The following is a 12580-nucleotide window of genomic DNA, read 5'->3' as shown; positions in this document are numbered from 1 at the left end:
ATGGACGCGGCGACCGCTGCAATCGATCAAGGCAAGCAGGACCTTCCCGCCAGGGATGGCGCCACCTTGTCCCTGAAGGATCGCATCGCACGCGATCTCGGGCAGCGCATTCTCGCCGGCACCTACGCGCAGCACGCGGTGCTGCCGACGGAGGCTGAACTGTGCGTCATCTACGGCGCCAGCCGGACAGCGCTTCGCGATGCGCTGCTGACGCTTTCGGCCAAGGGACTGATCGAGGCGCGCAAGCGGGCCGGCACGCGTGTACGCGCGTCGAGCGAATGGAACAGGCTCGATGCGCAGGTTCTCGAATGGATGCGCGATATCGAGCCTGATCTCGATTTCGTCCGCGGCTTGATCGAGGCGCGGCTGGTCATCGAGCCGGCTGCCGCCCAGCTTGCGGCCAGGATGGCGACCTCGGGCGATCTCGCCGTGATCGAAGCCGCCTATGAGGCCATGCGCATTGCGCCGGAGGACGACCTCGCGGCCTGTCTCGATGCCGATGTCCGTTTCCATACCGCCATCCTGCGCGCCAGCCGCAACCCGGTTTTCGCCAATCTCGGCAATATGCTGGCAGCCGCGCTCAGCTTCTCTTTCCGGCTGACCACATCGGCCACCGCCAACTATCAGCAGACGCTCAGCGCCCATGGCGATGTGCTGGAAGCAATCCGCATGCGCAGGGTCGACGACGCGCACGACCAGATGAAAGCGCTGATCGGCATCGCCTCGAACGACCTTCTCGCTGTCGCGCGCAAGGGCCGCCACCAACAGCCGGTCCCCGCTGCCAGTGCCGATCCCATCTGAGTTTCGATGACCCGGACAATTGAAATTCGAAACGGCGACCTGTCCGCCGAAATCGTTCCGTCGCTTGGCGCCGGTCTGGCGCGGTTCGACCATGGCCGCACGCCGCTGTTCAGGCCGTGGCCTGACGGCGGCAGCACGAACCCGTTCGATCTCGCCTGCAACCTGCTCGTGCCATGGTCAAATCGCATCTCGGGCGGCGGCTTCACCTTCGACAACACATTCCACGAATTGCTCCCAAACCTTGCCGGCGAGCCCTTTCCCATCCACGGCAATGGATTTTCAAGCGCATGGGATGTCGACTCCTTAATGCCGGACAAAGCCAGGCTGTCGCTCATCAGCGAAGGGCCCGGTCCATATCGGTATCGCGCCGAGGTGGCTTACGCCCTGACCGAACAGGCGCTCGATCTGCGGCTTCAGGTCCTCAACAGGGCGCCGGTCAGGCTGCCGTTCGGGCTTGGCATCCATCCGTGGTTGCCAAGAACGGCCCGGACAACACTTCACGCCCCGGCGTCAGAGGTTTGCCTCGAACTGCCCAGCCATCTCCCCGACAGGTTCGAGGCTGTCGCAACCCGTCCCGATTGGGATTTCGCCACGCCGACAGCCTTGCCCAGCGGTTGGATCAACAATGCCTTTGCCGGCTGGGCCGGCGTCGCTTCCCTATGTTGGCCAGAGCAAAATCGCGGCCTCAGGATCGAAGCATCCCCGGCCCTCAGCTTCTATCTCATCTATTCGCCATCGCAGGCGAGCGACTTCGTCTGTTTCGAGCCCGTCAGTCATGTCGTGGATGCCCACAACCGCGGTTCGGTCGACAAGTGGAACGGATTGTCGGTGCTCGGCCCTGGCGAGAGCCTGGTGGCCAGTTGCCGCTTCACTGTGATGTAGAGCGCCCAGCATGGCCGCGGCGTGCCCGGTGCGCGCCGACAACCAGGGCTCAGATGTCAGGATCGTCGAGAATGCGAGAGAGCGTGCTGCGCCCCAGCGCACTCATGGCGGGGTTGGTGCGACGGTAATACCAGACGAGACCCATGGCCTGCTGGAATGCCCAGGCAGCACCGCGCTTCCACAAGAGGTCCTCGACTTGAAGGCCGCTCCGAAAGGTCGCCCTTCGCTCGTGGTCGAGAAGATGCCACGCGACCACCAGATCCAGCGATGGATCGGCTGGTCCGAAACTGCCGCCATCAAGCACTCCGACAAGACGCTCGCCCCGCACGAGAAGGTTTGGCGGGATAAGGTCCTTATGACTCATCACGACAGGCCCAGCGGCGGGCAACTCCCGGAACCGGGCCCACAGATCGCGCAGTCGCGCCACATCAAGAAGGCCCTCGCTGTTTTCAAAGCAAACAGCCATCCAATCGTCATGATCGGGGAGATGTCCACCACGTCCTTGCCCGTCGAAGCGTCGGCCCCGTGTGTCCGCCTGGCGCAACGATGCCACGAGGTGTGCAAGGTCAAGGGCGAAAATCGTCGATCCACTGAGCCCGTGTGGCGTGGCAACCTCGCCTTCGATCCACGTCTGCAATGCCCATGGCATCGGATATCGAGGACCGGGCTCGCCGAGCCCAATCGGTTGCGGCGTCGGAAACAGGCAATGTTCTCCGATCTCGACCATGGCAGCGGCCTCCGACCGAAGCATATCGGCGCATTCGGCCGGCTTCATCGCCCGCAGCGGGAACCGCGCGGCGCTCCTTGAGCCAATGCGGAAGATGGCGTTGACGGTTCCCGACGATCCAACCGCAACAAAGATCGGAATATCGGCTTCTGAAGTCGGACGGGACCTTGCGCCGGACGTCTTCGGTGAAACGCATCCCCACCAGCGCACTCGCAGGGATCAGGTTTCGCCCCTAACCCGCCGCCGCAGCCGCCACCTTCCTCGGCGCAGCCCGCTGCCGGCGCATGCGGCGTTTGGCGACGAGTTTGAGGGCAACCGGCGGCTCGGTCGACAGCGCGCCCGTCACGGCGTCGACCATGCCATGCGCGACGAAATCGGCGTTGATGTCATGCGCCAGTTTGGCCGCCGCTTCCTTGTCGTCGTTGCCGGTCTCCGACCAGAACACGATGCCCACCCGAAGTGCTGCCTTCGCCCGCTTCAGCCGGCGGACCAGGAAGCGGGCGTGCTTGACGGAATCGCGGTTGAGGAAGCCGACCACCACCGTCTCGATGGCTTCGAGCTGAAGCCCGCGGATGCTGGCGGGTTCCATGTCGGCAAAGCCCGCCCTCGACGCGGTCGCCCCCTGGACTTCCAGCACCTGCGCCAGCATCGCCGCGGCGGCATCGTCGAGCTCCCCTCGCCCGCCGGCGCAAAGCACCGACATACCCGTGCCGTCGGGCAGCTCGACCTCGTCCTCGGTGGCAGCATCGCCGGGCTCGCCTGCTTCCCCGGCCACGTGCGGGCTTTCGTCCTCGGCTGCTTCCTCCTTCGCATCGTCTTCGAGATTGGCCACCAGCGCCAGCGCGCTGGCCGCCACCTGCCGTCGCTGCTGGTCGCCCATGACGCCGCGCACACGGTCGCGCTCGCCCAGCAGAAGCGCCGGAATGGCCACCTTGTCGTAGAAGTCGACCAGATATTTTTCCTCGAGCATCTCCTCGGCATGATCGGTGGCTTCGTCCGGATCGCCGGCCAGCAGCCGCTGGTAGAGGCGCGCATGCGGTTCCAGCACCGGCTCGTTGCCGAACAGCACATCGAGGAATTCGAACTGCGGCACGTGCCTGCCCAGCACCACCAGGCAGACGGTGAGCGGCGTCGACAGCACCAGCCCGAGCGGACCCCACAGCCATGTCCAGAAGATCGCCGCGACGATGATCGCCAGCGGCGACAGTCCGGTTCGCGAGCCGTAGAGCCAGGGTTCGACGACATTGCCGGTGACCAGTTCCATCACCACGAACAGGGCCGCCGTCCACAACACGAGCGACCAGCCCGGCGCCACGGCCAGCGCCAGGAACAGAGGCAGAAGCATGCCGATGGCCGGGCCGATATAGGGAACGAACCGCAGCGCCAGCGCCAGCAGCCCCCACAGCAAGGCATTGGGAATGCCGAGGATCCACAGCCCGATCGCAATCGGTATGGCGTAGACGATGTTGACCACCAATTGCATGAGCAGGTAGCGGCCGACGCGCTTGCCGGCATCGCGGAGCGCCTCGGTGGTGCGGTGAAGGTCGCCATAGCCGACAAGCCGGATGAAGCGGTCGCGCAAATCCTCCCGCTCGAGCAGCATGAAGATGACGACGATGATGATCAGACCCGCCGATCCGAGCGGGCTGATCAGCGGACCGACGATGTTCTGCAGGACTTCGAGCGGCCTTTCACGCGCAACGATCTCGACGGGCACCGGCTCGCGCGGCGGCTTGTCGGGCGTGGCGGCCGGCAGCGTGGCGTCCTGCCTGTCGATCTCCTGGCCGACACGCTCGACGACGTTGCTCAATCTGGCGATGATCCCGCCCCCGACGCCGGTTTGCTTGAGCGAGCGGATCTTGGCCAGGATGTTGGTCTGATAGACCGGAATGTTCTGCGCCAGTTCGCTCACCTGCGTGGCGACAACGAAGCTGAACAGCGCAAGGGCCGCGAATGCGCCGAGTACGCTGGCGATGACGGCGGCGATGCGGGGAATGCCGATCCGTTTGAGCGCCGAGACCAGCGGCGCCAGCGCGAAGGTCAAAAGCAGCGCGATGGCGATCGGCAGGAAAACCTCGCGCCCGAAATAGAGCGCCGCCACCGTCGTGACGGTGGTCGCCACATTGGGCAAGGCGGTTCGCGGGTGTGGCGCGGCGGCCGCAAGAATGTCGTCCAGCCCATGCGCTGGAGACGCCGTCCCGTTTCGACGATTGGCCACCAATTGATGTCTCCCCCTGCCGGCGGCCATGGTCCGATATATTGAGCCGGCGTGCAACCTTCGCCGGCAGGCCGCTGGTTACCCTTCAATTCCGGGCGGGTCAGTATGTTCCCTGCGGACCGAGGAAATGGAGAGAAGTGATTTTATCCGCCCGTCGGAGTCACGTTCCACGGCCGGCGGCAACCCTGGCGTGACGCTGCACAGCGCCGGTCACCCCGCCGCATGCCTCGCCAGCGCGTGCTCGATCAGTACGTCGATCACCGTGCTGTAGCCGATGCCGGCCGCCGCCAGCGCCTTGGCGTACATAGAGATGTCGGTGAAGCCGGGCAGCGTGTTGACCTCGTTGACCAGCAGCGAACCGTCAGCGCGCAGGAAGAAGTCGACGCGCGCCATGGCCTCGCAGCCGAGCGCCCGGAAGGCCCGCACTGCCATCTCCTTGGCCCTGTCGGCGACATCGGCCGGGACATCGGCGGGCACCTTGACCACCGCGCCGTCGGCGTCGAAATACTTCGCCTCGTAGGTGTAGAAGCCATGCTTGTCGGCCGGAATGATTTCGCCGGGCGGCGACACGGTGAGCGAGCCGTCGGCCCGCTCCAGCACCGAGCACTCGATCTCGCGGCCGTCGACGAACTCTTCGATCAGCGCCTTGCTGTCATAGCGCAAAGCCGTTTCGACGGCCTGCTCGAAGCCGTCCCTGTCATGCACCTTGCTCACCCCGAAGGACGAACCCTGGCGCGCCGGCTTGGCGAAGAAAGGCAGCCCGAGCGCCCCGGCAATCTCCTGGAACGAACCGACATTGCCTCTCATTACGGTGACCGAGCGGGCAACGCCTAGCCCCGCCTCGCGCAGCAGGCGCTTGGCGACATCCTTGTCCATGGCGGCGGCGGAAGCCAGGATGCCGCAGCCGACATAGGCGACATCGGCGACCTCGGCATAGCCTTGCACCGAACCGTCCTCGCCGAACGGCCCGTGCAGCACGGGAAAGACGACATCGACGGGGTCAAGCTGCGCGCCGCCCTGCGACGCCGCCACCAGCCGGCCCTTGCCGCCCGGCAGCAGGGCGACCTCCACGCCATCCTCCGACACGGCAGCCCCTGCGCCGTCGGCGCCAGCCTCGGACGACTGTTGCAGCAGCCACTTGCCGTCTCTGGTGATGGCGATCGGCACCACCTCGTAGCGCGTCCGGTCGATCGCCTTCAGCACATTGGCGGCCGACAGCCGCGAGACGTCATGCTCGGCCGAACGCCCGCCATAGAGGATGGCGACCCTTGTCTTTTCAGTCATTGAAATCCCTCGAAATCAAATGGTGACGGCAATGCCGCGATTGGCAAAGAAACGATCGAAATCGGCTGGCGCCAACACTGCGTTTGCCTGTGTGGCGCGGGTATGGCCGGATGGGTTGTGAAAGCGAAAACCCTCGTCCGACGCCGCCGTCACCAGCACCAGATGGCCACCCTTCGACGGCGGCTCGCGCTCGGGCCAGCGGATCGAACTGCTGACCGAAGCGATGAAGAAGCGCGACCGGCCAAGCATCGCGGGAATGTCCGCTGTCGCGACATTGGTCATCACCTGCGCCTCCAGGCCGAATTCCGCCTTCACGAAGGCGACGAAGGGCGCGTAGATCAGGCCCTTGATTGAGTTTTCATTGACGACATAGCCGCCATATCCGGTGCAGCGCCTGGCCAGTTCGATCGTCGGCACGATCTCGCCGCGCGTCGCCAGGATCATTTTCAGGCACGCCATGCCGCAGATGTTGGCGGCCCAGGCCGCATATTCGTCGAGGCTCTCCGCGCCTGAACCCTGCCACAACGGATCCCGCCGCAGCGCGGCCTCGGCGCCATCGGCAAGCACGGCCAGCGTCATATCAGGCGATTCCCACTGGCTGAAAAACGGCACGGCTTCAGGCAATGGGTTCATACGGATTCTCGGGCTGCTCGGATCAATCTCGTATACGAGAATACGAGATTGATGAAAAGCCGCTTAAGGTCTGTTTCGAAATCGCTTCCAGCATACCTCCGCGATAGGCGCAGACATCAACCGTTTCGTCATCCTATGGCGGAGCAATGAGCGCAGCGACGCAGCGCAGCGACGCAGCGCAGACCATAGGATCCATGCCGGGACTCCGGAGCGTTGCCTCGGTCCAGAATTCTGCTCCGTTGCACCCGTCAGCAAGGTCGCGGCAGCCTGCGCTGACGAAACATAAGCAACAGATGATATTTTAGGAAGACCCGTGGTCCCGACCGGAAGTAGAAGCGCGGCCACACATCGGGGCCACCAATCTGGCGACGCAACGCACCATCCACCGCAAGTCCGGCCGCCGACCCTCACCTTGCAAACGAAAGCCCGCCGGGAGGGGGGATCCGGCGGGCTTTTGGAAAGTTGATTTCCAACTTTCAGATGTCTGACGGGGGATCAGACGTGGTGACAACTTTTATTGACCGCAGAGGTTCCACCCGAAACAAAAGAATGCCGGCGGCTCGTTCAAATGCCGGAATTCAAACGGTGGCAGCGATTTCTTTTCGCGGGACCACGTTCCACTGGAACCTTCCACTGCTGGCCGAGTTTTGTGGCGCGGTCGGGAGGACTTGAATTGGACAGTTTTCAGAGGCTGGAAGCACTGCTCGATAGCGCCGGCGGCGATGGCATCGACGAAGCCAACGCCTTGCTGCGCCGGTTCAAGGGCAAATCGCAGGAGGTTGCCGCAGCCATCGACGAGTTCATGCTCGACTTCAAGACATTGGTCTTCGTTGTCGAGACCGGCGCGGAAGGGTCCCAGAAATCGCTACGCGAGCTGGCGCGCGTCAGGCTTTCCAGGCTCCGGCAGCTGGTGAACGTGGTGGCATAGGGACACCAGCCCCGGCGCCGACCTTACCCCTTCAGCAGCGCCGCCAGCCGTGGAATGCCCTCGGTCACGGCGCGCCGGTCCGCCAGCGTGAAGGACAGCCGCAGCGTGTTGCGCCCGGTGCCGTCGGCGTAAAAAGCGTTGCCAGGCACGAAGGCGACGCGGGCCTCCTTCACCGACCGTGCCAAAAGCGCGGTGGCATCAGCCCCTTCCGGCAGCGTCGCCCAGACGAACATGCCGCCTTCCGGGCGGCTCCAGGTCACGCCGTCAGGCATGTTGGCTTCGAGCGCGCCCAGCAGGCCGTCGCGGCGCTCGCGATAGGCGCCGATCAGTTTGTTGACCTGGCCGTCGAACACGGCTTCGGCGACGCGGTGCATCACCAGCTGGTTGATCGACGGGCTGTGCAGGTCGGACGCCTGCTTCATCAGCACCAGTTTTTCCACCACATGGCGCGGCGCGCAGACCCAGCCCACGCGCATGCCCGGCGACAGGATTTTCGAGAACGAGCCGCAATAGAGCGTGCGCGCCTTGTCGATACCGCCGGAGCGCGCGCAATCGAGCGCCAGGATCGGCGGCACGCCTTCGCCATCGTAACGCAGCGCCCGATAGGCGGCGTCCTCGATGACCGCGATGTCGAGTTCGCCGGCAAGATCGAGCACCGCCTCTCGCTGCTTTTGGTCGAGCGTGTTGCCGGTCGGGTTGGCGAAATCGGGCACCAGATAGGCGAACTTGACCTTGCCGCCATTCGCCGCTGCCGCCGCGCGATAGGCGTCGGGCGTCATGTTGCCGCCTTCGGGCCGCAGCCGGTCATAGCGCGGCTCATAGGCGTTGAAGGCCTGCAGCGCGCCAAGATAGGTCGGCCATGTCACCAGCGCGGTATCGCCGGGCGACAGGAACAGTTTTCCCAGATAATCCAGCGCCTGCTGCGAACCGGAGGTGATGAAGATATTGGCCTCGTCGCAGGCAACGCCGAGCTTGCCCATCTGCCCGGCCAGCCACCGCCGCAGCGGCAGATAACCTTCCGAGACCTGGTATTGCAGCGCCGCCCCCGCCTCCGCGCCGCCCAGCACCTCGGCATAGGCATCGCGAATGGCCTCGGCCGGAAACAGCGAGGGATCGGGAATGCCGCCGGCGAACGAGATGATGTCCGGCTGGTCGAGCAGCTTCAGCAGCTCGCGGATTTCGGAGGCTTTCATGCGCGACGAGCGCGAAGCCAAAAGGTTCATAAGGGTCAAGTCACGCCTCCCCGGACGATTTTATATAGGTCAATGTAGCTGACCTATATCCGCTTTATCAGGCAATTTGAATAGTGCCTGAAGCCCTTGCGGTATACGCCAGTGGCGGCCGGGGCGGAACGCCTACAGTGCTTTCTTGTAACCAATATGGCTGCCGGTGAAGCCGAGGCTTTCATAGAAGCGGTGCGCGTCCGTCCGTCCCTTGTCCGTGGTCAGCTGCACAAGGCTGCAGCCGCGCGCCCGGCATTGATCGATCGCCCATTCGAACATCAGCCGGCCGATGCCGCCCGAGCGCCGGTGGCCGGCGACCCGCACCGCCTCGATCTGCCCGCGCCATGCGCCCTTGCGCGACAGCCCGGCAAGAAAGGTGATCTGCAACGTGCCGATCAACTCGGCTCCGTCGACGGCCACCGCCAGCAACTGGTTGGGATCGGCGTCGATGGCGTTGAAGGCATCGCGATAGCCTTGCGCCAGCGGCAGAGAGGCATCTTCACGGCCGGCGCCCAGCGGATCGTCGGCCAGCATGGCGACGATAGCGGGAAGATCCGAGGCTTGCGCCTTGCGGAAGGTGATCATGGGTGCCGAGATAGCGCGAGGCGGTGGCCGGGGCAACGTACCACTTGAGCCGGACGCGATCGGCTGCAATCATGTCCGTATCCACCATCTCACAAGAGGGCCGGCATGCATGCCAAGGAACCGCTCTACCGCAAAGTGAACACCCGAACCCGCCTGGTTCTTCATGACCGTGGCGGCGAGTACAGACGGTCGCGAAACACAGGCCGGGAAGACCGGACCAACCGGGGTTCGATGCATGGCGGACACCAACGTGGTCTGGATTACACGCCGCTGTTCAAATTCCTGCTGTCGCATCTCGGCGACGATTGGGCGGCGGTCCACAGCGAGGCGGTGGCACGCCTGGACCGCGCCGACCCGATCTTCTGGATGGTCGCGCGCAGTGAGGCCGAAAGGAAGCCGTTCATCAGGGTGGGCGAAAGTTCCTACTATAGCGGCCTCTATGTCGACGATGACAGCCGCCTTGCGCGCGTCGATCCTGACTTGCGGGTCGAGGATATGGAACCATCCTGTTCCTGCTGCACCCACACATTCAACGGGTTGCCCTTCACCAGAGCCTTCAGGCCCTTCGCCTAGAATGCACCGTAGCCGCGGCAGCCAGCTTCAACGCAGCCGGTCGCGAGCCTGCATCAGCGCAAACCCCAGCAGGTTCTCGCCGCGCCACAAAAGCGGGTTTGCCGCCTTTTTGTCATCGGCGGCCAGACCGATACCCCACACACGGTCGACGGGGCTCGCCTCGACCAGGATCTGCTCGCCGGTCGACAGCAGATATGTGCGCAGGGCGGCATTCTGCCGGAATTTCTCAAAACTCCCCTCGCCGACGATGCGCCGCTTCTCGGCGTCCCATCTGGATTCGTCGAAACCGCGCACCTGCCGGCCAAACTGCTTCGCCTGCTTGGGGCTTCCCGCCCGCAGGATCTGCGCCGCCGTCTCATCATCGCCGAACAGCCGGGCCTTCTCGGCCATCATCCAATGTTCGGCTGTTGGATAGCTCCGCCCCGCCACTGTGAAGGGTGCCGGCCACCACTGGCTGAAACAGGACGCGGTGATGCTGCCGTCCTTGGAGGGCTGATGTCCCCAGAAGAACAGGAGTTTGAGCCGGGATTTTGCCCGGAACGCGTCTTCGAGCTGGGAACGGTCGTAAATCATGGCCGCGACAGAACAGAGCAGGCGGGCAGCTTGTCAATACCGGTCCTGCTGCGCCGGCAGCGGCAAGGGTGCGCTCTCCCTTCTCCCCTTGTGGGAGAAGGTGGATCGGCGCGCAGCGCCGAGACGGTTGAGGGGTGTTCCAGCGGAGTGAGACGTCTGTATTCCCTGGAGCACCCCTCATCCGACCTCGCTTCGCGAGGCCACCTTCTCCCACAAGGGGCCTGTTGCGCAGTTTCGGGAGTGCGCGGACGGGAGTGGAATGCAGCGGGTTGTTGCTTGCGCTTGTGGATTGGAGTCTGGTTTTGAGGGGTTGAGGTGGCGGTTCGGCCCGTACGGCCGGACTGCAGGCGCACCTATCCCGTGATGGCGGCCCATCGGCGCATGTTGAAGGCGATCGCCGCCATCGTCACTTGGGCGGACGCCTTGGCCAGTCCGACATAGCGGATCGCGGTCAGCTTCATGCGGTTCTTGAGCGTGGCGAAGGTGGTCTCCACCGCCGCCCGACGCCTGGCGATGAGGCGATTGTAGCGTTTGAGCCGCAACGGCAGCTCCGGATGATGCTTGTTGGGGCGGCGCGCGATGCGCACCTTCTTGCCCTCGGCCTTGAGCCGGGCACGCCGGGCGTGCGTGTCGTAGGCGGCATCGGCCCACACCGTCTTCTCGTCGCTGCGGATCAAGTCATCGGCCATCACCGTGTCGTTGACGTTGGCCGGTGTGGTGATCACCGTGCGGATGATGCCAGAGCCCTCATCCACGCCGACATGGGCCTTGTAGCCAAAAGTGAAACCGCCCTTGCCCTGCCGCGTGGTGACACGGGCGTCCGCATCTTTCGAAGGCCGCTCAGCTGTCGGCGGCGCTGAGACTGCATCGATCAGCGTTGCATCCAGCATCGTGCCGCGCTTCAGGATCACGCCGGCCTTCTCCAGCTGCCGGTCGAGTTCGCCAAACAGCTTCTCCAGCAGCCCTTCACCGACAAGCAGATTGCGAAAGCGCGAGAGCACCGTGTGGTCGGGAATGCTCTCTCCCAGCCCAAGCCCGGCAAAACGCCGGAACGACAGCCGGTCGCCGAGCGCCTCCTCAAGTTCGCGATCCGACAGCCCATAAAGCGATTGCAGCAGCAGTGCCTTGAACAGCACCAGCGGCGGCCAAGCCGCCCGACCCGGTCCGCCATCGCGCAGAGGGTTAAGCAGCTTCTCGAAGCGGTACCACTTCACAAGGCCAGACAACCGGTCGAGCGGCGAGGAGCCACCAGACAGCTTGTCGCCCAGAAATCCCTCCACCAGACTCAACTGACCTGTCCGCTTCACCGCCATCGGTTCGTCCTCCGAGCTTATGTCTCAGAGAATCACAACCAGCCAATTACGCAACAGGCCCACAAGGGGAGAAGGAGAGGCGCCAGCTACACCTCGCCCTCATACACCCTCTGCGCCTGCGTCAGCGCCCGGTCCAGCCTCTCGCCCTCGGCATATCCAGCCAGGTTCTCCGGCCGCTCGATGCCGGGCAGCAGCCTCGGGCACGGCTCGGCCGCGCCGATCACTGTCCGCACCGGGATGACGCCGGCCCACGCCGGATGGCCGTAATCCTCCTCGTCGTCGGCAACGCCCTTGGCGCGTACCTTGGCCGACGCCTCTTCGATGCGCATGCCGATCACCATCGTCGCCTTGGCCTCCTGCGCCGAGATCGGCCGCAAGGTTTCGCTGCGGCCGGCATAGAAGCGGTCGACGACGCCGGCCAGCGCCTTCATCTTCTCCTCCGGCTCGTCGACGATCCGCGCCGTGCCAAAGCACATCGCCGAGCGGTAGTTGGCGGAATGGTTGAAGCCGGTGCGCGCCAGCACCAGCCCGTCGAGATGTGAAACGGTGAGACAGGCCGGCGTGCCGCCGCGCAGCTGGCGCAGCATGCGGCTGGCGGACGAGCCGTGCCAGTAGAGCATGTCGCCCTCGCGCCAGTGGATGGTCGGCGTGCAATAGGGCTGGCCGTCGAACGTGTAGGCGACGTGGCAGAGCAGCCCGGCATCCAGCACCGCGAAGACGGCCGCATGGTCGTAGCTGCCGCGCTCATGCAGGCGCTTGACCCGGTTGCGGCTGGTGGTCGGAAAGCTGGCGGCGACGTCGTTCACGGCTTGCGTCCTCGGTTGTTGTCTGGCAACCATG

Annotated in this window: 13 protein-coding genes; 4 read left to right on the top strand and 9 right to left on the bottom strand. The window is 64.7% G+C overall.

Translation table 11 applies throughout. The annotated features are described in order from the left end of the window. Together JN279_RS17195 and JN279_RS17190 are read left to right on the top strand one after the other, a co-directional pair. Positions 1 to 801 (top strand): FadR/GntR family transcriptional regulator, encoded by an 801-nt coding sequence (locus JN279_RS17195; RefSeq protein WP_244734642.1) that lies wholly within the window; start codon positions 1 to 3, stop codon positions 799 to 801. Positions 802 to 807: 6 nt separating this feature from the next. After that, positions 808 to 1683, top strand: coding sequence for an aldose 1-epimerase (locus JN279_RS17190; RefSeq protein ID WP_096447888.1), 876 nt, complete (start codon positions 808 to 810; stop codon positions 1681 to 1683). 49 nt (positions 1684 to 1732) lie between these two features. Here JN279_RS17190 and JN279_RS17185 read toward each other — a convergent pair whose 3' ends face one another. From JN279_RS17185 to JN279_RS17170, 4 genes are all read right to left on the bottom strand, one after another. Beyond that, positions 1733 to 2620 (bottom strand): aminoglycoside phosphotransferase family protein, encoded by an 888-nt coding sequence (locus JN279_RS17185; protein WP_244734641.1) that lies wholly within the window; start codon positions 2618 to 2620, stop codon positions 1733 to 1735. Positions 2621 to 2642: 22 nt separating this feature from the next. After that, entirely contained in the window at positions 2643 to 4631 is a 1989-nt protein-coding gene (locus JN279_RS17180; protein WP_202353459.1) for an AI-2E family transporter, read from the bottom strand. Positions 4632 to 4838: 207 nt separating this feature from the next. Continuing rightward, a complete protein-coding gene (locus JN279_RS17175) occupies positions 4839 to 5912 on the bottom strand; it encodes a D-alanine--D-alanine ligase family protein (protein ID WP_096447890.1) in 1074 nt (357 codons plus the stop codon). 15 nt (positions 5913 to 5927) lie between these two features. Next, entirely contained in the window at positions 5928 to 6545 is a 618-nt protein-coding gene (locus tag JN279_RS17170; RefSeq protein ID WP_096447892.1) for a C39 family peptidase, read from the bottom strand. Between the two features lie 673 nt (positions 6546 to 7218). On the opposite strand from JN279_RS17170, the gene JN279_RS17165 reads away from it, so the two are divergent. Continuing rightward, entirely contained in the window at positions 7219 to 7473 is a 255-nt protein-coding gene (locus JN279_RS17165; protein WP_244734640.1) for a hypothetical protein, read from the top strand. 23 nt (positions 7474 to 7496) lie between these two features. Here JN279_RS17165 and JN279_RS17160 read toward each other — a convergent pair whose 3' ends face one another. Together JN279_RS17160 and JN279_RS17155 are read right to left on the bottom strand one after the other, a co-directional pair. Continuing rightward, positions 7497 to 8696, bottom strand: coding sequence for an aminotransferase-like domain-containing protein (locus JN279_RS17160; RefSeq protein ID WP_202353752.1), 1200 nt, complete (start codon positions 8694 to 8696; stop codon positions 7497 to 7499). A gap of 132 nt (positions 8697 to 8828) precedes the next feature. Next, complete coding sequence (locus tag JN279_RS17155; RefSeq protein WP_202353458.1) at positions 8829 to 9281, bottom strand: GNAT family N-acetyltransferase; 453 nt, start codon at positions 9279 to 9281, stop codon at positions 8829 to 8831. 105 nt (positions 9282 to 9386) lie between these two features. On the opposite strand from JN279_RS17155, the gene JN279_RS17150 reads away from it, so the two are divergent. Further along, a complete protein-coding gene (locus JN279_RS17150; protein WP_202353457.1) occupies positions 9387 to 9854 on the top strand; it encodes a hypothetical protein in 468 nt (155 codons plus the stop codon). Between the two features lie 27 nt (positions 9855 to 9881). Here JN279_RS17150 and JN279_RS17145 read toward each other — a convergent pair whose 3' ends face one another. The 3 genes from JN279_RS17145 to JN279_RS17135 form a co-directional block, all read right to left on the bottom strand. Next, a complete protein-coding gene (locus tag JN279_RS17145; protein ID WP_202353456.1) occupies positions 9882 to 10427 on the bottom strand; it encodes an NADAR family protein in 546 nt (181 codons plus the stop codon). Positions 10428 to 10780: 353 nt separating this feature from the next. Further along, positions 10781 to 11740, bottom strand: coding sequence for an IS5 family transposase (locus JN279_RS17140; protein WP_096447906.1), 960 nt, complete (start codon positions 11738 to 11740; stop codon positions 10781 to 10783). A gap of 86 nt (positions 11741 to 11826) precedes the next feature. Next, positions 11827 to 12579, bottom strand: a complete 753-nt coding sequence (locus tag JN279_RS17135; protein WP_202353455.1) for a pyridoxamine 5'-phosphate oxidase family protein — start codon at positions 12577 to 12579, stop codon at positions 11827 to 11829. Between the last annotated feature and the right edge of the window lies 1 nt (position 12580).

The organism is Mesorhizobium sp. 113-1-2, from assembly GCF_016756475.1.
Lineage (GTDB): Bacteria > Pseudomonadota > Alphaproteobacteria > Rhizobiales > Rhizobiaceae > Mesorhizobium > Mesorhizobium loti_C.
Note: the sequence above shows the minus strand (reverse complement) of the source record. Positions and strands in the feature narration are given on the sequence as shown.